20 protein-coding genes are annotated in these 20,657 nt (G+C 40.3%); 8 read left to right on the plus strand and 12 right to left on the minus strand.

Annotated features, from left to right (window positions below):
* Positions 1-35: 35 nt before the first annotated feature.
* Both aroC and aroL read right to left on the minus strand, forming a co-directional pair.
* Positions 36-1,088 (minus strand): chorismate synthase, encoded by a 1,053-nt coding sequence (gene aroC, locus H589_RS0104470; RefSeq protein ID WP_027720923.1) that lies wholly within the window; start codon positions 1,086-1,088, stop codon positions 36-38.
* A 16-nt stretch (positions 1,089-1,104) separates the two neighbouring features.
* The gene (aroL, locus tag H589_RS0104475; protein WP_027720924.1) at positions 1,105-1,617 is read right to left on the minus strand and encodes a shikimate kinase AroL; all 513 of its coding nucleotides are present in this window, start codon (positions 1,615-1,617) and stop codon (positions 1,105-1,107) included.
* A gap of 296 nt (positions 1,618-1,913) precedes the next feature.
* Here aroL and H589_RS0104480 point away from each other — a divergent pair, with 296 nt between their 5' ends.
* The gene (locus tag H589_RS0104480) at positions 1,914-4,418 is read left to right on the plus strand and encodes a mechanosensitive ion channel family protein (protein WP_027720925.1); all 2,505 of its coding nucleotides are present in this window, start codon (positions 1,914-1,916) and stop codon (positions 4,416-4,418) included.
* Positions 4,419-4,468: 50 nt separating this feature from the next.
* Here H589_RS0104480 and H589_RS0104485 read toward each other — a convergent pair whose 3' ends face one another.
* The 4 genes from H589_RS0104485 to H589_RS0104500 all read right to left on the minus strand — a co-directional run bounded on the left by H589_RS0104485 (position 4,469) and on the right by H589_RS0104500 (position 7,402).
* The gene (locus H589_RS0104485; RefSeq protein WP_425411452.1) at positions 4,469-4,885 is read right to left on the minus strand and encodes a rhodanese-related (seleno)protein; all 417 of its coding nucleotides are present in this window, start codon (positions 4,883-4,885) and stop codon (positions 4,469-4,471) included.
* A 163-nt stretch (positions 4,886-5,048) separates the two neighbouring features.
* Positions 5,049-6,377 (minus strand): APC family permease, encoded by a 1,329-nt coding sequence (locus H589_RS0104490; RefSeq protein ID WP_027720927.1) that lies wholly within the window; start codon positions 6,375-6,377, stop codon positions 5,049-5,051.
* Between the two features lie 129 nt (positions 6,378-6,506).
* Positions 6,507-6,845, minus strand: coding sequence for an STAS domain-containing protein (locus tag H589_RS0104495; RefSeq protein ID WP_027720928.1), 339 nt, complete (start codon positions 6,843-6,845; stop codon positions 6,507-6,509).
* A 113-nt stretch (positions 6,846-6,958) separates the two neighbouring features.
* Positions 6,959-7,402: an ATP-binding protein gene (locus H589_RS0104500; RefSeq protein WP_051249625.1), complete on the minus strand. Its 444-nt coding sequence runs from the start codon at positions 7,400-7,402 to the stop codon at positions 6,959-6,961.
* Between the two features lie 278 nt (positions 7,403-7,680).
* On the opposite strand from H589_RS0104500, the gene H589_RS0104505 reads away from it, so the two are divergent.
* The 3 genes from H589_RS0104505 to H589_RS0104515 are packed head-to-tail and all read left to right on the plus strand — an operon-like array spanning position 7,681 to position 11,315.
* Positions 7,681-10,176 (plus strand): ABC transporter ATP-binding protein/permease, encoded by a 2,496-nt coding sequence (locus H589_RS0104505; protein ID WP_027720930.1) that lies wholly within the window; start codon positions 7,681-7,683, stop codon positions 10,174-10,176.
* 2 nt (positions 10,177-10,178) lie between these two features.
* A complete protein-coding gene (locus H589_RS0104510) occupies positions 10,179-10,676 on the plus strand; it encodes a Crp/Fnr family transcriptional regulator (RefSeq protein WP_027720931.1) in 498 nt (165 codons plus the stop codon).
* Positions 10,677-10,709: 33 nt separating this feature from the next.
* A complete protein-coding gene (locus H589_RS0104515) occupies positions 10,710-11,315 on the plus strand; it encodes a hypothetical protein (RefSeq protein ID WP_027720932.1) in 606 nt (201 codons plus the stop codon).
* A gap of 81 nt (positions 11,316-11,396) precedes the next feature.
* Here the strand turns inward: H589_RS0104515 and H589_RS0104525 are convergent, their stop codons facing one another.
* The 6 genes from H589_RS0104525 to rfbC form a co-directional block, all read right to left on the minus strand.
* The gene (locus tag H589_RS0104525) at positions 11,397-11,843 is read right to left on the minus strand and encodes a GNAT family N-acetyltransferase (protein ID WP_051249626.1); all 447 of its coding nucleotides are present in this window, start codon (positions 11,841-11,843) and stop codon (positions 11,397-11,399) included.
* Positions 11,844-11,926: 83 nt separating this feature from the next.
* On the minus strand, positions 11,927-13,159 hold the full coding sequence (gene qrcD / locus H589_RS0104530) for a menaquinone reductase integral membrane subunit QrcD (protein WP_027720934.1): 1,233 nt from the start codon (positions 13,157-13,159) through the stop codon (positions 11,927-11,929).
* Positions 13,160-13,173: 14 nt separating this feature from the next.
* On the minus strand, positions 13,174-13,932 hold the full coding sequence (gene qrcC, locus H589_RS0104535) for a menaquinone reductase iron-sulfur cluster-binding subunit QrcC (RefSeq protein ID WP_027720935.1): 759 nt from the start codon (positions 13,930-13,932) through the stop codon (positions 13,174-13,176).
* A gap of 18 nt (positions 13,933-13,950) precedes the next feature.
* Complete coding sequence (qrcB, locus tag H589_RS0104540) at positions 13,951-16,023, minus strand: menaquinone reductase molybdopterin-binding-like subunit QrcB (RefSeq protein WP_027720936.1); 2,073 nt, start codon at positions 16,021-16,023, stop codon at positions 13,951-13,953.
* Positions 16,024-16,036: 13 nt separating this feature from the next.
* A complete protein-coding gene (gene qrcA, locus H589_RS0104545) occupies positions 16,037-16,588 on the minus strand; it encodes a menaquinone reductase multiheme cytochrome c subunit QrcA (RefSeq protein ID WP_027720937.1) in 552 nt (183 codons plus the stop codon).
* Between the two features lie 190 nt (positions 16,589-16,778).
* A complete protein-coding gene (rfbC, locus tag H589_RS0104550; RefSeq protein ID WP_027720938.1) occupies positions 16,779-17,330 on the minus strand; it encodes a dTDP-4-dehydrorhamnose 3,5-epimerase in 552 nt (183 codons plus the stop codon).
* Positions 17,331-17,589: 259 nt separating this feature from the next.
* Between rfbC and H589_RS0104555 the strand changes: the two genes are divergently transcribed.
* The 4 genes from H589_RS0104555 to H589_RS0104570 all read left to right on the plus strand — a co-directional run bounded on the left by H589_RS0104555 (position 17,590) and on the right by H589_RS0104570 (position 20,590).
* Positions 17,590-18,150: a CvpA family protein gene (locus H589_RS0104555; RefSeq protein ID WP_027720939.1), complete on the plus strand. Its 561-nt coding sequence runs from the start codon at positions 17,590-17,592 to the stop codon at positions 18,148-18,150.
* Positions 18,151-18,918: a nucleoside triphosphate pyrophosphohydrolase gene (gene mazG / locus H589_RS0104560; protein ID WP_027720940.1), complete on the plus strand. Its 768-nt coding sequence runs from the start codon at positions 18,151-18,153 to the stop codon at positions 18,916-18,918.
* 196 nt (positions 18,919-19,114) lie between these two features.
* The gene (locus tag H589_RS0104565) at positions 19,115-19,324 is read left to right on the plus strand and encodes a hypothetical protein (RefSeq protein WP_027720941.1); all 210 of its coding nucleotides are present in this window, start codon (positions 19,115-19,117) and stop codon (positions 19,322-19,324) included.
* 252 nt (positions 19,325-19,576) lie between these two features.
* The gene (locus H589_RS0104570) at positions 19,577-20,590 is read left to right on the plus strand and encodes a FecR domain-containing protein (protein ID WP_027720942.1); all 1,014 of its coding nucleotides are present in this window, start codon (positions 19,577-19,579) and stop codon (positions 20,588-20,590) included.
* Positions 20,591-20,657 lie beyond the last annotated feature (67 nt).

Genomic DNA, 20,657 nt, shown 5'->3' on the forward strand with positions numbered 1-20,657 from the left:
AGTTCAAAAGAGATAACCTAACCCTACTCTATCCTCTATCCCATCCTTCGCTGTAAAAGAATAAAATCAGCTACAGTCAGCATGGCCATAGATTTTAATACGGGTACTATTCGTGGTATGGCACAGATATCATGCCTTCCACCAATTTTGATTTCAGTTTCAGTCTTATCACGGTCAACTGTTTTTTGTGGCTTGCTAATGGACGGTATAGGCTTAACATAAGCACGAACCACAATATCCTGTCCGCTGGAAATTCCACCGAGAATTCCACCAGAATTATTAGATAAAAAACCTGCAGCATCTATAAAATCATTATTCTGGCTTCCAAGAGAATCAGCTGCCTGACATCCTGATCCTATTTCAACACCCTTGACTGCTCCGACTGACATCAAAGCATATGCAAGGCGGGCATCCAGTTTATCAAAAACAGGCTCACCAAGCCCTGCAGGTACATTTTTTAAACAGACTTCGACCACTCCACCCAATGTATCTCCCTGAGAACGGACTTCTTTTACTCGTTCTTCCCACAAACTGATTACTTCCGGATCGGGAGAAAAAAACGGTTGGTCGTAAGCTTTTTCAGGAGATTTCACAGTAGCATCAATACCACCAATACGCAGTGTATAGGCGTGACACGAAATAGACTGCTGACGCAAAAATTCTTGTGCCACAGCTCCAGCTGCAACACGTGAAACAGTCTCACGTCCAGAAGACCTTCCGCCACCGCGATAATCACGGAAACCATACTTTGCATCAAAAGTAAAATCAGCATGTCCAGGACGGTAAACATTCATTATTTTTGAATAATCTCTAGAACGCTGGTCAGTGTTTTCAATATGAAAACCTATGGATGTTCCAGTTGTTCTACCTTCAAAGACACCAGACATAATTTTTATACGGTCTGCCTCTTTACGGGCAGTACCGGCAATTCCATGCCCGGGCTTACGCCTATCAAGTTCAAGTTGAAGAATCTCTTCACTTAACTCTATTCCAGAGGGACAGCCGTCAATAACTCCACCAAGCCCGGGTCCGTGCGATTCTCCATAGGTGGTCACTTTGAAAATCTGACCAAATGTATTACCACTCATTTTATTTACCTTCCTGTTACCTGGATATATAATTATCTAAAATTTGTTTACAAACATCATCAATGCTGCCGGCCCCATCGACTATAAACTTTGCACATCCGCGATAAAGCGGCTCCCGATCATTAAGAATATCTTGAATCTCTTCTACTAAAGGCTTACCGGTAAGGGACGGTCTCTGTCCGTGATTTGGATCTAATTTTAAGCGCTCAGCTAAAACTTGAACATTCGTTTTGAGATAAACGGTATAAGCGTTACGTAGAACGGCTATATTCTCCTCACGCACAACAATGCCACCACCACATGAAACAACTGCACCTGATTCAGCAACTAATTCTTTTAAAACTTCACATTCTAAATCTCTAAAACCTTCCCAACCATATTTATCAACATATTCAGAGACTTGACATCCTGCTTTTTTGATCAGAATTTCGTCGCTGTCATAAAATTTAAATTGCAATTTTTCGGAAAGGATTTTGGCAACGGTCGTTTTACCGCAAGCTCTTGGACCTATTAAATAAATATTAGACACAAACTCTCCCTGGTAACGGGGTCATCAAAAATGTTTATATTTCAAAGCACATCTAGTACAAGATGATATATCTAACGAGATTAAAAAATAATGTTAGCAAATTAGATACATTAATCCTGTTAACAGAATTAAAAGCATATTATCTTTTCTGCTATAAATCGAAAATTTTAAATGATATGAAAATCACAGACAAGACTGCGAGGAAGCAGGTTGTTTAAAAAACAAACAGAAAGCATTCAGCAGATATTTTAAGATAACCGGAAGTATACCTGCCTTGTCAAGCTTTGGAGAAGACCATGAGCAAATTCGCATTCAAAATAATCACACTGCCTACTGTTATATTAGTACTGCTTTGTTGCTCTGCTTTTGCAGAACAACAGGAATCGGCGACAAAGACATGGTTCAATATGATTCAAAGCCTTGATTCTGAAATACGCGCAGAAGGACTTGCTGTTCAGAAATTAAAGCAAAGCTACCCAGTTATGCTTGAAAAATTTGATCAACATATGCAAAAAGCACATAACCGTCTTGATCAACTTAAGTTGCTACGTGGTCTGGCTAAAAGGACACCATGGGCATATAGAACGGTTCTAATGCAGCTTGACGATGTAACGGGCTATATTGAAAGAGCTAAAGATGAGTTGCTCATTGAAAAAAACAGATTAAAAAAAATTAAAGATGACTTTGCAGTGCTTTCAGAAATTCATTTCAACAGCAAAATTTATGACAAAAAACTTTTAAAGCTGATCACATCCAGTAAAGAACATTTTATTGCTATACGGAATGATGCTGCAACTCTTAAGAGATCCATAGATATGTCGCTGGCAAAAGCTGATGCACTTGATTCAAATATAGCTGACGAACTAAAGATAACACGAAAATACTACGCACAAGCAATTAGAACATTTTACTTTACAATGGGGTCTTCACCTTTACTATCACACAACTGGATAGACATATCCTACTCATTTGAAGAATGGAGTAACAGTTACTTAAGATTTTACCAGCCTCTGATTGTATGGGTACATTGGGGTAATTTCTTAATATACATGGTGCTAATTGCAGGCATCTGCTGGCTGATATTAAGAAATCTGGTAACCCACCTCTTGAAGCGACAAATGTTCGCTAACCACAAGATTTCTTTTTATAATAAAGGATTAATATTCATATCTCTCGGAGCAGGTATGTTTATTGCCCGCTTCATGACTCTTTTTACATCCAACCAGATCACAGGGCTAGTCTGGTCTGAGCTAATGACCCTTGGAATAATTATTTGCGCCCGCAATTTTCTGTGGGCCCGTGAAAAAGAACAACCGACCAGACTTATACGCAGCCCTATGTTTACCCTATGGTGCCTTATGACCGCCGGAGACATAATGCACATGCTGACCATGCCCATGAATTGCCTCAGTGTAATATGGTTTTTTCTTAGCATTGCCGGACTTGCTTCCATGCATTTTAACCGCCACAGATACAAACTTCAAATCACACGATCCACTTTCAATGCCAACAAAATAATCCTAGGAACCGGAGCGGCTGTCACGCTATTAGGATTCGGCACACAGGCCATGATCCTGACTCAGATCTGGTTCCTTTTTTTGATTACTATACAAATTTGTACAGCTTTGAAAACCATTCTGGTTACAGATTTACCTGATCCAAATAATCTGGAACAAGAAGCAGATAAACAAAATGATGAAGAAATTAAAAACCTTAATGAATCTCGTGAAGCGGCACTCCATCATAATCAGATGATCCAGCTTTTCTATCCTCTCTCTGTTTCAATAATAATATTTCTATTTATAGGGTGGGCAACAGCATATGTAGGAGGAATTCCATTTGCGCGTTTTGTATTTAGGAATATGGACGTGCATATCGCCGGAGCAGACATCTCTATTAAAAGTCTTTTTTATATATTGATTTTATTCTTTGCTGCACGTCTTATCCTATTCTGGCTTAAATCATTGGTGAACAATACTTCAATTGGCGGGCAAAAGATTGAAAGTTCATTGGCCCATACCTTTTCAACAATAGGTTCATACATAGTATGGGTAATATTCCTGCTTTCATCATTTTATCTCATGGGCATTCCCATGTCCGCTCTAACCTGGATTGCCAGTGGATTATCCATCGGTATCGGCTTTGGACTAAAAGATATTGTCAGTAATTTTGTCAGTGGGTTAATCATTATGTTTGGCGGCTCCATTAAAAAGGGAGATACTCTGCAACACAAAAAAATTATAGGCGAAGTTGTTGACGTATCAATACGCAACACGACAATAAAATCTCTTGATAACAGCATGGTAATAATCCCTAATTCAAGTTTTCTGAAAGGCGAAATTATCAACCTCAACTATCAGGATACACGTATTAGAGTGACTATTCCTATATCACTTGTACCGGGATCTAAAATCGACAAGGCCAAAAAAATTATGATGAAAGTAGTTAAAAAACATCCCAACGTCATTAAAGATCCGGCACCAAATGTCTTTTTTAAAAAATTCGGCAACCTTGGTCTGGACTTTGAACTTTACTTTTGGGTTAATAATTTTGAAGATAAATTTCCCACAGAGTCAGATATAATGAATGAACTTGATGAAAAATTTCAAAGCAAAAAAATCAAAGTTGCCTTTAGAGGTATTAAAAATAAATATAAACCGAAAGGAGATGAGGCAGCGCAGATTGCAGCACAGCGTGAGGCGCTTAAAGAAAAGCGTAAGCTTATAAACAAGTGCTTTCGCTCGGCTTCGTTACGGAAATACAGAACCTTAAATAAAATAGAAATGGATATTCCTGAATAAAAAAAGGACGCTCACTTGAGCGTCCTTTTTTTATTCATCATATTAATGTGTTACTTTTCTACTATAGGATATTTGGCTCTATTCCACTGATGCCATCCCCCCAGTAAGGTACTAACATTCTTAAACCCCAGAATCTTTAAAGTACGCGCCACACGGGAGCTTGTGTATTCACTTGGTCAAGCGCAATAAACAACTATTTCAGCATCCTTATGAATACCTTTTGACCATTCATTTTCCTGTCCTATTTTACCGCGGATGGCGCCCTTTATTTTAAACTCACTACCGCTCCAATCAGAGCCTGTACGTGAATCAATAATAACAAAATTATCTGTACCAAGCTTACGCTTTACCTGCTCTATTGAGATACGAGGAATATCCTGTGCACTGCAATAACGAGGTAAAAAAACTATGCTTGCTACAAATATAATTACAGTAAACAGCAATAATATACTGAAACGATTATTCATTTATATTCTCCTTAGGTTATTCATACCTGCAGACTCTGAAAAATATGACAGAGTCAGACTTAATGATATCAAAAACTATTAAGGGAACAAGTAAAATAAAAGCTATCCATGATATTATAAATACAATTGAAATAATACAAATGCAGTAATGACTGAAAACTGATTATTCATAGCTTACAATGTTTAAGGATTCATCATCATTAGCTGGTTCTCCATTCTCAGCATCATCTTCAGCAGTCTCCAAAGCCTTTTTCTCAAGCGCAGCAACTCGGAAGGGTGCATCTTTTTTATAATAACTAAAACCAAAAACAAGACCCGCAACGGCCATTCCGAGAATGGCATAATAAAAATGGGCCGCAAATTCTATGTTCAATGCACTAACTGAGGCAGCAATGAAATGGATAACAAATACAATTAATGCGAAAATTGATGTAAGCAAACCGCCGCCAGATCTTCGGATTGCAATCAAATGCAAAATATCAATGAGTGCGTAGGTCCCAAACCAAAAACAAAGTCCTGCCGAAATAAAAGACTCGAGTCCATCCTCACCAGCCCACCCTGTTGCCAATAAAACACAAATAATTACTGTCAGCAGCAAAGCAGCAACTCGTGGTGCATAGGAAGTATATTTCTGTGCTACAATTCCTTTGATCTGCTCTCCTGCAATTTGAAAAAAAGCAACCAAAGCTGCAATTGTTCCCAAAACAATTGTGCCTCCCATAAGCGCACGTCCCAACTCACCCATAACTCCTTTGGCTACTTTCAAATGAGGAATAGATATCTCTGCAATAGAAGACGGAGATTCAATTAACAACGATCCCCAAACAAAAAGAATAGCCCCTGCAAAAACTAAAAGAACTGTGGCAGTAGCCCGTCTTGCTTTCTTTTCAAAAACAAGCGGTAAATCAAATCCTAAAAATACAAATACAGCCAGAAACAAAAGATTCAGAAGTCCTGAGGGACCGGACTTGAAAAATAATTCAGGAACAAGCGGAGAAAATATTTGTGGAATAGATGTAGGATAACCAACAGTATCACTAGCTGGCTGAGTCGCCATCATGGAAATATAAACAAAAGCCGCAAACCCCAAAGTCAAACAGAAGGTGAACATCTCCATTCCATCATCATCCGAGAAAATACACGCAGCTGCGGCCAATGCCAAAAGAAAAAAAGATGCTCCTAAATTAGGAAACCAAAGAAAGAAAATCTCATTTACTACATACCCGGCAATACCCAGCCATGAAACAGCTAGAACAGTCAGCGTGAAAAGACGGCTTGAATCCAAAAATCCCAAAGCCAAAACATCAAAAGAACTTGCTCTCACTTTACCGTTTGAAAGAGTTTCAATTGATTTTGCAGTATACAAAGCCGCAAACGCCGCAAGAACCAGAAGCCCTAAAAAAACAACTCCGCCGCTCCCTGCACCATTGCCTATAGCTGCAAGCCCTCTAGGAGACATCATAACTGCCAGTGATGTAAATAAACCGCTCATACACAACCCTCCAGTGCATACGTCGTTAAAATATATTTTTAATAAAAACAAACTTCCTGTCCGCAGAACTACGAACAGGAAGTTATCTACAACAAAAATCCAGAAGTCTGGACCTAATTATATAAATATCTACAGGACTGCTATACACTCATCTTTTGTTGCATAGATAGGTAAAAATGATACAAATCCAGAAAGGTCAAAAACCTCACGAATGTAATCTTTTAGAGAACAAAGTAAGAGTTTGCCTTCTCCGCCTTTCAATTCTCTCGCTGCCTTAAGCAATACACGCAGTCCAGCACTGGAAATATATTCAAGCCCTTCAAAATCAAGAATAATCTTATCTTCTCCCCCCTGTATTGAACTGAGCAGTCTTTCTTCAAAATCATTTGATGTATTAGAATCAAGACGTCCTTTCAGCTCAAAGGTAATAACACCATCATTTTTAATTTCTCCTACTTCCAGCCCCATATTATCCTCCGTTCTCAAGTAGTTCCCCGTACAAAAAATCCTCTACCTGAAAATTATTTGAAATTTAATTTTAATTCCACGAGCAGACTCGTATTCAATGAATCATTATAAAACTATCTGATATTTTTGGTCAACTTCAATTTATTCTTTCCATTTTCCCAAAAATATTCAATTTTATTCATCATTTTACGCATAAAATGAATTCCCAACCCACCAATTCTGCGTTCAGTACAATCACACTGAATCTCAGGCTCAGCCATCTCTAATGGATTAAATTTACGGCCATCATCCTCAATCTCAATATAGAGCACTTCATCCTTTAAAAATAGCTCAATATTGAAACTATGCATGTCGGCATGACATCCATAGCTGACCAAATTAGTGAAGAGCTCATCCAGCACAAGATTCAGTTCAAAAACAATCTTGGGCGGTATTCCATTTTCCTCACCAAAAAGTTCAATCTTTTCGGCAAGAACCTTTAACTCAGAGAGTTCTGACTCAAGTGAGAATGAAGAAATAGTACCGCTATCTATCTGCGGATCCGGTGTATTACCCAAGAATCTATCCCCTATTTTCTATTTTCTCTATATGACTAAAAATAAATGTTTAACCACTTTCAAACTAGAAAACACTTGTCCCCACGTCAACAAAAAGGTAAGAAATTTTGAAGCTTACATTTTTTTTAAATATTATATTATGGATAAACTGATTCATCTGCAAACCAATTATGAGTATAATAGTAATTAATTATACAAAATGTTAGTTTTTAAAAATTTTTTAATAATAAAATTTAAAATATAATCTTCTGGATTTTTTGAACGAACAGGAGTTTTTAATGATTACTAAACGCCCACTGACCTATTGGATAAAAAATAGTAATAAAAAGCTACAGTTAATGCTGTTGGTTGTTATTGTATTTACCGTAGGTATCAGACTGGTCCCGCTTGAAATGCAGAAATTGATTATTAACCAAGCCATCAGTATGCGCAAGGTTGATCTTTTGTTCATGTATTGCGGCTTTTACATCGCCTCTGTTGTTTCTGCAAGTTTGCTTAAATACCTGATTACGGTACTCCAGACTTATATAGGCCAGGAATCATTAGCTCAAATGCGTAAAGAGCTTTACGCCCATATATTAACTCTTCCACTTGGATATTTCAGAAAAGCTAATCCTGGAATGGTTGTTTCATCATTAATTACAGAACTAGCTCCCGCAGGGGAATACGTAGGGCAGTCAGTAGCCGTCCCTGTAACCAATGTACTGACGCTTATCGCATTTGCCACCTACATGTTTTACCTGAATGCAACAATGGCGGCAATTTCCATAGCACTCTATCCTTTTGTTATTTATCTAGTCCCAAAACTTCAAAAAAAATCGAACGCAGCAAACAAAAAGAGAGTCGACACTACAAGAAATCTCAGTAGCCATATTAACGAAACAATCTCCGGTATCCATGAAATCCATGGAAACGGCTCATATCGTATTGAAAATCGTAAATACGGTGCATTTGTTGACCGCCTATTCAAAATCAGAATCACATGGATTCTCTATAAACAGGGAACTAAGGTTCTTAATAGTTTCTTCCAGAACCTAGGCCCCTTAATGCTTTTCCTTGTAGGTGGTTACCTTGCAATCCAAGGACGCTTTGATCTTGGTGCACTGGTTGCATTTCTGTCTGCGTACGAAAAAATTTACGACCCATGGAAAGAGCTTATGGACTTTTACCAAGTTCATAATGACGCTTCTGTCCGCTATGAAAGGGTAATGGAATATTTTGATTGCACTCCTGAATTTGAACTTGAACCTGAAGGGCGAGCACCTGTTAAGCTTAAAGGTGATATCGAAGTTCAAAATCTGACTTTCACCGTTTCAGGAGGGGTACGTTTACTTAAACAAATTAATATGCATTTAAAACCCGGCGAACAGATGGCTCTCGTAGGTTTTTCAGGTAGTGGTAAAAGCACTCTCGCCCAATGTATCTCGCAGTTATACAAATATACAGGAGGTTCTGTAAAAATAGACGGGTATGAAGTTGATGATCTGACTAAAGCAGATATTGTTCATAATACAGGAATTGTAGCACAATCACCATTTATCTTTTCTGGAACCATAAAAGAAAATCTGCTTTATTCATGCAGCGCGGTTCTTGAAGGTGATCCGGATGCAGAAAATAAAATGCCAAGTCGTGATAATATGATTGAGTGCATTCAACAGGCAGGAATATTCATTGATGTTCTGCGCTTTGGGCTGAACACTTTACTCGACACAGAAAAAGAAGCTGAACTTTCAGAAAGACTGGTAAGAGTTCGTAAAAATTTCCACACTGACTACGGCGATAAACTTGCTGAACATGTGGAATTCTATCGTGATGGAGAATACCTGAACTACTCCACTGTTGCGGGAAATATAACTTTTGGCCATGCAAATGAAAAAATATTTTCTGACAGGGAACTCGTAACCAATGAATACTTTATTAAATATCTCAGGGAGTCCCAGCTTGAAACTCCACTGCTTAGTCTAGGAAAAGAACTGGCAACTCAGACTGTTGATATTCTGGGTAATCTACCCCCCGATGAGATTTTCTTTGAACAAAGTCCTATTCCCAGTGAAGAATTTGAAGACTATAAGCAGGTTGTAATAAGGATTGAGGGCCAAACTTTACAAGAAATTCAAGGTAGAGACCGCGAAATGCTTTTACATCTTGCTCTCAGATTTGTTCCAGGAAAACATAAAACTGTTGCTCTGCCATCTATTTTACAAGCCCTTATCCTGGATGGACGTAAGATATTCAACACTAAGATAACTACAGATAGACCAGAAGCATTCAGCTTCTTCCAAATGAATGAATTTATTCCTTCACAAACAATTCTGGATAATATTCTTTTTGGTAAACCGAAAACAGATCACCCAAAAGTTCAAGATGCTATTAACCAGTCCATGATACAACTGCTTATCGAAGAAGATCTTCTTGAAACAGTTGTTGAGCTTGGAATGGAATTTCAAGTGGGGACCAAGGGAGACAAACTTTCAGGTGGACAGTGCCAGAAACTTGCAATTGCCCGTACATTCCTAAAAAATCCACCAATAATGATCATGGATGAAGCAACTTCTGCTCTGGATAACAGATCACAGAACCGTATTCAGGGACTTCTGGAAAGTAAATGGAAAGGTAAAGCCACCCTTATTTCAGTTATTCACAGACTGGACACTATCAAGAACTACGATAAAGTAGCTGTGATGAAGGCAGGTAAGCTTATGGAAATAGGACCGTATGAGGAACTCATGGCCCGCAAAGGCCTTCTTTATGAACTTGTACATGGAGCACATTAGTCATGTCAGCAGAAACAAGTGAATATCAGGAACATTTAGAGATTATAAGAGGGATACCCTATTTTTCAGGACTGAATCTTGAAGCTCAAAAACTTATCGCTTACCTTTGTGTGCGTGACAAGTTCAGTGCAGGAGATACGGTATTCAATACAGGTGATGTAGACAAATCAGCTTATTATTTACTTAGTGGTGATATGGAAGCCTATCTTGAATCTAAAAATGTTAAAATTCATAGCTACAAAAATGGAGACTTCGTAGGAGCTCTTTCATTGATAGGTAACTCTAAACGACTTTTTACATTGAAAGCTCATTCGGATTGTGTATGCATAAGACTTACCAGTGGTAAATTTACAAAAGCTCAAGAGCAATATCCTGAAATAAGTAATAAATTTCTAAAAGCTGCAGTTGAGATGATTGGTAGCTGGGAGGAGAGACTCATCGCCAATTATAACAATAATTGCTCTGGATGTAATGCAGGAATTGGGCTGACACTTATTTAAGGCAGATCATTAATTATGAATAGGAATATTTTGATGAAAAGATTAATTTTAATAAGTACAATTCTGACAGTGACACTTCTGGCACAAATTTCTTCTGCAGCTCAGAATGCTCCTGAATCCATCGCTGGAATCACTATAGGTAACAATATTTCTACTATTCACTCGCTGCTCCAAATGGATTCAGCGAGCTCTGCATGGCAGGAAGATTATTTAAAACGTATTGAAATCAAAGACATGGAAGGTTACAAAGGTGGATATGTTGTCATAGGCGCATGTAAACGCAAAAACATCATATTACGTATGAAGCTTAAATATGCAGATGAGAGCACCAGTTTTTTCAACCAGATTTATGGAAAGTTAGAAAAAAGATTCGGTACTCCTAACGACTGGCGAGGTAACCCATTTGGCACACTAAAGGTCTGGAAATGGTCACTAAGTGACGCTGAAGGAAATATTAGTCTTATCTTGCAGCACTTTCATGGAGATGATGATTCTATAACTCAAGGTAACTCAATCAGACTTTCTCGTCCCACATGGATTGAAGAAGAAAGAGCCTGCTGGGACAAAACAAATGTGACTCCTAAAGAACAGCCTATCCCAGCAAAAATTAAAGGTATGAAATGGTTTCTGCCATACTAAAATATGTACTGATATCTAAAATCAAGAAGAGCCTCACTGACATTCAGTGAGGCTCTTTTACTTTTACGTTCCATATCCATTTTATAATTTCATATGGATGATTGGGTATGGTTTTCCTAATCCGTCTACTGGAGATCGACCAATACTCTTAAAGCCCATGTGTTCATAAAAAGAAATGGCGGCTATATTCTGTTCATTAACATCAACTTTATTAATTTTTAGCTCGGTTATAGCAAATTCAAGCAGTTTCTTTCCATACCCTTTTCCAATTGCTGCAGGATGAATAAAAAGCATCTCAACTTTATCTTCATCGACCCCAATAAATCCCAAAACAACACCCTGCGCATCCTTTAAAGTGAAAAGCTGAACACTGGAAAGGTATTCATTTTTAATCAGTGGCTTCAAATAGTTAAGATATTCTTCTGAAATAAAATGGTGCGTTGCACGAACAGAAGAATCCCATACTTTTGTGATTTCTTCATGTTCAACTTTTAATGCTTTATAAATACCCGCCACAAGATTCTTCATCCTACCGCATGTATGTCTAGATATAAGAAAAGGCCCTGTTCTAACGAACAGAGCCTTTTAACATCAAATATAAAGCCAGTTTATTACTTTTTATTCAGCTTAACTTCCTGAGGGAAGACAGGCAGATATCTGTAACAAAGACTTAATACGAGAACGCCGTATGCACAAATCATCAGAGATGTTGCCCATTCAGCCCAGTTTGGAGCATACATCTGCCAGCTATCAAAAGGCATAACAGGGATAGCAATAGTCTGAACAGTGAAGACATAACGGTTAATGGATATGCCGATACAGTCCAGAATTGCAGCAGTGTAAAGCAATGACGGGTTGTTTTTAATAGCCGGAGAAATCAGCATAATTGCGGGAAGAATTCCGCAAAGTCCGAGTTCAGTCCAGAGCAACCACTGACCATAGATATTACCATGGAACATCTGTTCAAAAGTAAGACCTACGGAAGGAAGGTAACCTACAGCCCAGGCCCATGTGTCAATGATCTTGAAGAACATGTACACACAAAGCATAGTACCGGCAATTTTTCCCATTAAAGCTTTAACTTTATATTCGACCAATTTCTTGCCAGTCATTTTTTCTATGAGAGTACAAACCAGAACTGTAAAGACAGGACCGGACCCTACAGCAGAAAGAACAAAGAGAAAGAATGTCCAAGGCCAGATGAAGAAACCTTCACGGTAAGCATAAGGACGACCGAACATAACACCATACATACCACCCAGAGAACCCTGGTGGAATGTGGACAGGAATGTTCCGATACCTGCGAACAAAGCCATATTCACATGAAGGTGATGGGCAAAGTGATGCAGAAAAGGAATTTTATTAAGTTGCTTCTGTTCTAAAACCAGCGGAATAAATTCGATGATCAGAACTGTACAATAGCAGGTAATACAGAAGATAACTTCTGTCAGCATGGAGTGCACATTAGGGTGCCAGTAACCGAACCATGCGCGGATAGGCTGTCCGATGTCCATGGTCAGAATGAGCATGGCGCCGGAATAGCACAGGAATCCGAGAATAACTGCTAAGTTAACGATATTTTTAAGTTGATCGATCTTAAGGATATATTTCAAGAACCCAGTAAAAAAGGCACCGGCTCCAAGAGCAATAACCGCAAGGTCAAAAGTAATCCAAAGTCCGAACCCGAAATAGTTATCAAGGCCGGTCACGCCGATACCGTACATAAAAACCTGTACAGCAGCATACACGCCCCAGAGCAGGACTGCGGAGACCAAAGTCAGCCAGAGCATGAACTTAGGCAGTCCGCAACGTGTTACGCCTTCGGGGAAGAGATTGCTATCCATTGTTAACCTCCCTCCTAGTGCTTGTCTTCAGCTAAGTGGTTATCACTCTGCTCACGAACCCAGTCACGACGGCTGATGTAGTAAACCTGAGGTTCCATGCCAATCGACTCCAAGATACGGAAAGCATTTGGATCTTTGATCAGCTCATGAACTTTGTGCTCAGGATTCTTTGAATCACCGAAAGAGATTGCGCCAGTGGGGCAGCCTTCGAGACAAGCTGGTTTGTACCAGCCATCAGGAAGTTTGTTAGGATCCATACCTTCGTTACGTGCACGCTCGCGAGCGTTCAAGAGTCTGGAATGACAGAAGTTGCATTTCTCAACAACACCACGCGGACGTGTTGAAGTTGTTGGAGACAACGCTTTGTCCATTCCACCCGGCCATACAGGGTCCAACCATCCAAAGTAGCGAGCATGGTAAGGACATGCAGCCATACAATACCTGCAACCGATACAACGGGGGTAGATCTGGCTGACGATTCCGCCTTCTTCGTCCTTAGTAGTTGCTACTACAGGACAGACAGGAACACATGCCGGATGACCGCATTGCATACATGGTCTGGGCAGATAGGCTACTTCTCTATTAGGGAAGTCCTTGCCATTGTTTAATTCATATACGAGCAGCCAGGTAAGGGTCTTGAGTTTATTGGACCCCTGTTCCATGGGAGCTATATTATTTTCAGCCTGGCAGGATACCATACAAGCACCGCAACCTGTGCACTTGTCGATATCGACCACCATGGTCCATTTAGTATCGAATTCTATATGTTGCATAAAATGAATCCCCTGAATTTAAGCGATGCTCACGAAAGAACTGGTCCAGACGGACAGGCCGGTACCGGATTCAGTGCTGACAGTGAGAATTTTGGAGATGTTATCGCCTTTACCGCTTGAGTATACGTCCCATGCGGTGTGACCGAATCCAAGAGGAGCGGCAATGACATCATTCATCACGCCTTCGTTAATATGGATTCTTGCGACACATTCTCCGCCTGCTCCGGACAGCTTAACCTTAGCTCCTTCAGACTTGCCTAATTTCTTGGCAGTCTTTGCATTGACCTGAACCAGAAGATCTTTGCCATACAGCTCGTTCTTGCTGACCAGTACAACGTTCAATGGCGGAATAGCCATTGTGGAGGAGCCATTAATAAGCTTGGAGTAAGGGGCAAAAGCTATCTCCCCACCTTTTGGCATTGAAACAGCTTTAGACAGTACAGATGCTGCAAACTTAATAGAACCGGATTCTGTCGAATCAGAAACAAAAGCAGCCCCTTCAATCAGAGAATCCCAATCTGCACCTGCTTTTTCGGCTTTAGCCTGAAAAAGAAGTTCAGCAGATTCGTATCCAAGATCAATCCCCATACCAGAGGCAACACTTAGAATAACATCAACTGTTGCCTTGCTGTTATACATAGGCTCTGTAACAGGAGCACATGCACTGAGCATTGCAGCACCGACACCGTAAGGAGTCTGCGCATCTTCAAAACACTCATAGCTGGTGGGATTCGGCATAATCAAATCAGCTGTTGAAGCTGTTTCGTCCATGAAAGTGCTGAAACTTACCAGAAAAGGAACCTTAGCCAGAGCAGAAGCCATAGCTTCGGTCTGAGGCAGAGAGTAAACCGGATTCGCAGCATAAACCATCATGACATCAGGAGTAGCTACTTTTCCGGCAGCTATACCTGCAAGATACCCTGCAAAGTCTTTAGCAGCCAGTTCAGAACGATCAATTGCAGATTCTACCGCTTTAGGCAGATTAGGAAGAATCTTCATTCCCCCCTTTTCATTAATACGCCCAAGCAGCATATTTACAGCTGAAGCAGCAATCACGTCTGCTGCACCTGCGCCTGCGCCGAATTCAGACCCGGCGACAACGACAGGAGCGGAAGCAGAGCTAAGCTGTTTGGCAATAGCGGCCATATCTGCGCCGGTAACACCAATTGCTTTTTCTACCTTATCAGGAGTGAATCTGGACATTACCAGAGTCTTGAAGTCATCAAAGTCAGAAACTGAAGCTGAGGCACCTGATTTAAGCAGATGAAAAGCAAGTCCGAGACAGAATATTGCGCCTGTTCCGGGAACTATCGGAATCCACTTATCACTTGCTGCAGCTGTGTTGTTAAGGAAAGATCCTGCATAGAAATACTTAGTTGTAATTTCTCCGCCGGTAGGACGACTTTCAGAGTAAACACGCTGGTTTCTAACAACCGGGCCCCATGAATCCATTGCGTCAGCACCTACAAACAATACCAGGTCAGCATTATCCAGATCATAACCGATCTGACCTTTGCCCCCCATACTGCTTAATGCCACGGCAGCGCCCTGCTCTTCACTGGGCATGAGATAACAGTCACTGCTTCCCATTTCAGTTGCAAAACCGGAGAGGACTTCGCTTGTGGTTCCAGTATTATCACCGGAAACAACTGCGAGTTTGCCTTTTTGCCCTTTCACGGCTGCGAGTTTCTCGGAAAGCATTTTTTCAGCATCTTCCCAAGAAATAGATTCGTACTTGCCATCCCCGACCTTTTTCATTGGACCATTTATACGGGAAGGACTGTACATGAGCTGGGGTCCGCTTGCGCTGATAGGATCGACGCCTCCCTTGCTCATTTCATTTTCTCCATTGCCTTTTGTTAAATAAGGGCTGCCACCAACGGATTTTACAATCTCCGCACAAGGTGAAGCTCCGAATTTAGACAATGAAGCCTGTTCTGTGATTGCACCGTATTTCAGTCTGGGAATCCACGACCAGTTCTGAGACCAGATAGATGCATCATCTAAAGATTTCCAAATTACAGGGGTGAAGAGTGAACCAACCACACCACCTGTGACCAATTGAATAAAAGTTCTGCGATCAATACCCATTGCAGTCCCTCACTTACTTATGGCAGACGTAACATGCGTTGCTGGTACCAACTTCCGCATGACAGCGTTCACACTGCCACATCTTCATGGTCTGCTTGCTGTAACCGCTTATTCTGTTTTCGTAATACGTCGGCAGCGTGTTGCTGTTGCCTACGTCGGGATGGCAATCAGTACACTCGAAGCCTTGGTGCGCCATGTGTGAAAAGTATACGTTGTCCGGCTGATACTGATAAACCAGCCAAGGAACTTCAACGCCCTTCTGCAGGTATTCAGTCACATAAACTTCTTCAGCTTTTGTTTCGCCGAGCATGTCTTCATGACATTCAGCACACTTCTCATTGGAAGGGAGACCTGCAAAGGATCCATCTTCCATAAACGTGTGACATGACTCACAGTCCATACCCTCACCTTCAACGTGAACCTTGTGACTGAAATCAACAGGCTGAGTTTTCTGGCTATAAATAACCTGCGGGAAAACCCACCAACCGATGATCAGGCTCGCAAGGACACCGATGAAGAAAGGAAGAACTCCTCCACATTGCTTCGATGTTCTTTTTTCCTCCATAACCTCGCCCCACTGCTCCTTAAGTTTTGTGAAACATAAACAACCAATTAACGCCATTTCTTAAAATAGAGAATCTTTCTATGTCAAGAGAATATGAAACTTTTCACAAACTCACCAACACAAAAAAGACCCTATATTCAGCCAAACGGGGTGCGTGAAACAAGTTAGAACTTATCTTACGCAGATCAATTTAAAAATCGAACGGGGACTCAAACTGAGCCAGTGAAGGGAGAACCCTGTCTTTATCAGAAAGCACAGGATTACTTGTATTCCAGTCAATTGCGAGGTCAGGGTCATCCCAGCGGACTCCGTCTTCGCTACCGGGGGCATACCCGGAATCAACCTTATACATGAACTCACATTCTTCAGTTAAGGTTTCATAACCATGAGCAAAACCTTTAGGGATAAACAGTCTGCGAAAGTTCTCCGCAGATAGTTCAATTTTGAACAATCTCAAATAAGTCGGTGAACCTTTTCTAAGATCCACAACTACATCATTGACTGCCCCTCTGGTTACCCAGACAAGTTTTGCCTGTGCATGAGGAGGCATCTGCAAATGCAGTCCGCGAATAACACCTATCCCTGATGAGTATGCATGGTTATCCTGTACAAAATCAGTAGGTAATCCATTTTCTGCAAAGACTTCCTTGTTAAAGCTTTCCAGAAAAAAACCCCTATCATCCCGAAACACTTTTGGCTCAATAACCATAAGTCCCGGAAACTCAGTCTCAATCAAATTCATGCATTCCTCCAGCCAGAAAAACATCCAGTTCCTGACAATAACTCGTTCCCCCAAAATTAATTGAGAATTAACCGAGATCAAGAAATGATACAACCTCATTTTTCACTTGTATTGAATATTTTTTAATTATTTTGGGGTTACTCCTATTATTCACTTTTCTTTCGCCGTCTGATAACCTTAGGTAAGTTTCAATTGAGGTTAGGTTATACATACGGACATTGTTCTGTTTTTCACAAATATTTTACCCGGAACTCAGCCAATGGAAACATCAGGAATAGCACTTAATTCTCTAGATATCATATTGATAGTTATTGCCGCAGCTCTCGTCTTCAGAGGGTTGCTCCGCGGAATAGTACGTGAAGCAATTTCTGTTTTCTCTTTGATCTTAGGTTTTTATCTGGCAGCAAAATATCATCAGGACTTAGCTCCTTATTTTGCGAACTTTTTTGATGGTCCTGGAACAGTCAAAGCTTTCAGTTATCTCTCAATAATCATAGCAACTTTACTCGTTGCTTATCTTGTTGGGACAACTATCAAAAAGATATTGACTGTCACGATGTTAAGCTGGGCGGATCAGGTACTTGGTGGAATTTTAGGATTAGCTGAAGCTGTCATGATTGGCGGTATTATTATTGTTGTATTAAACAGCTTCACGCCGAATTCAGAATTTCTCACAAAATCAAAACTAGCCCCGAAAGTAATGTCTACAGCGAGCTTTTTTATCAGCTTTGCTCCCGACAACGTACTAGATTCACTGGACATAAAATCTATGTTCCCCGAACACTCTGAACTTTCAACCCCATTAAGCGATATTATCTAAATGAGTAACAAATCACTTGAAAAATTACGGGATGTAATAGCACAACTTACAGGGCCCGACGGATGTCCATGGGACATGAAGCAAACCCCGAACTCTTTGTGTGATTATGTCATTGAAGAGGCATTTGAACTGGTTGAAGCTATCCGAGCTGATGACAAGCAAGAAGCAATGGAAGAACTTGGCGATGTTATGTTTCTGCTATTATTCATTGCTGAGCGCTATGAAAAAAGCGGTTCATTTACACTTGCTGAAGCAATTGACTCAAGTTCAGCCAAGATGATTCGCAGGCATCCGCATGTTTTTGCTGATTGCAAAGTCGAAGATCAGGAAGAACTTTTACGCAACTGGGAAAAAATTAAACGCAGTGAGAAGAAGGACTCTGATAAGATATTTGACTCCCTTCCCAAGGGTTTGCCTCCCCTCCTTAAAGCCTACCGTATAAATGCTAAAGCAGCACGCAGTGGTTTTACATTTGAATCTGATGAACAATGCATCAAACAGCTCGAAAGCGAATGGCAGGAATGGGATAAAGCTTTAAAAGCCGAAGACAATAATGCAAGCGAAGAAGAATTCGGAGATTACCTTTTTGCATTAATTGAACTAGGCCGCCGCAAAGGCATCAAGGCAAACAGTGCCTTGGATAAGACAAATAATAAATTCCTGGATAGGTTTTCAAAAATGGAAGATCTAGCCAAAGAACAAGGCAAAGATGTTTCTGAAATGGAATTAACTGAGCTAAATGAACTTTGGAACAAGATAAAAAGCTAATCCTGACTTAGTATTTAGAAAAATCCCCGGTCTGTATCAGGCCGGGGATTTTCTGTTACTGACCCTTTATTTATGAGAAAACCGTCCACAATATAAATAAATATTAATTTTTATTATTTTATATCTAAAGTATTCTATATTTCTTCCGATACGACTGATAAGCGCGTTTATCACCCTTCTACCGGAGGGGACTATTATGGACGTATCTGGTATTACTTCAGCGGCTGCAACAGTAAATGCCGCAACAGATAAACAGTTGTTCGGAGCTCAGGTAGTAACCAAGACTCTCGACTACATGAATTCCAATCAGTTCAATTCATCAAACAATAGCGACTATGATTTCCAGAAAAGCGTTCTCGGCGCCAAATATTCAGGCGTTGGAGTCATTGCAAACATTAAAACGTAGAAAGGCAGTATGCGCGCTCAAAAGATGAAACCCGGCTAATTCAGTCGGGTTTCTAATTTATCCCCCCAAAGTCACCTGCATAATTTACCAATAAGTATTTTATATACAAATATTTTGATAGATATATACTAAATTGATATCATAAATTAAATTCAACTATTTCTAAGGCAGCTTGTTATAAGCAAGTAAAAGTCGTATCGGCTACTACTCGCTATTACCCAAAACGCAACACATACAATGGAGAAAATATTCATGCTACGCATCCTACAGCTAGGCTTTATCCTTGCGCTAGTAATATGGTTTCCAGTTGTATCATCTGCGAGTACAGCCCATATTGAAAAACTTTCAGGAACAGTAGAACGATGTATTGCAGGACAAAAATTATTCAAGCATGCAAAGATAGGTGGAGAAATAGAGAACGGCGATATCATACGTACAGGACCTGACGGAAAGGCTGTTCTTCGTCTTATCGACGGCTCCACGATGAGTTTTGCAGAAGAAAGTGAGTTTATGCTGGGCAACGAGTTGGACGGATCAAAAAAGAATTTGATCGGCACATTTTTCAGAGGAGTAGTAAGAGCCGTTCTTACAAAGCAACCGGGGTCATATATTGCAACTCCAACCGGCGTTATCGGTATCAGAGGAACTGATATCACACTGACACACAGTGGCAAGATGGGCTTCTATTTTCTGGATGAGGGAGGTGTCGGTATTAAAACAAACAAAACCACTGTTCTACTTGATGCCGGAAACATGACAGCCAGCTATGCAGGACGAAAAGCCTTGCCTCCATCTTCGTTCATAAAATCATCAGGACTTGCCGAAGCCAGAAGCACATTATCTGCCCTGACCTCTGTAGAAATTCCTTCATCACTGAAAGACCATACTCTTCTAAACGAAATCCTTGCCCGCTGGGTAATCAACTACGCTCACTATCTGGCTGAATCAGGCCAACTTGACGATGCTGAAACAGCCCTTCTTATTGCTGAGGATATGACAGGACGCCACGCAGTGGAAGGAGAAATATTGCTCCAGATAGGTGGATTGTATTTTTACCGTTTCAAAGATGTGAACAGCGCGCTGAGAGCCTACCAGAAAATCATCAATGAATATCGGGAAACAACGTATTTCGAAAACGCATTATTCGGTGTCATTCGCTGCTATCATTTGCTTGAACAACCTAACAAGACCAAAGAATATATACAGCTATACAAAAAACTGTTTCCAAGCGGAAAACATCTCCAGGAATTGGATGCACTTATGTGATGCGTAGGCTGTAAAATTTATTTTTAATTATGGCGCAAACGAAAAAATAGCCCTGACTTTTCAGTCA

Source organism: Maridesulfovibrio zosterae DSM 11974, from assembly GCF_000425265.1.
In the GTDB taxonomy this organism is placed as follows: domain Bacteria; phylum Desulfobacterota; class Desulfovibrionia; order Desulfovibrionales; family Desulfovibrionaceae; genus Maridesulfovibrio; species Maridesulfovibrio zosterae.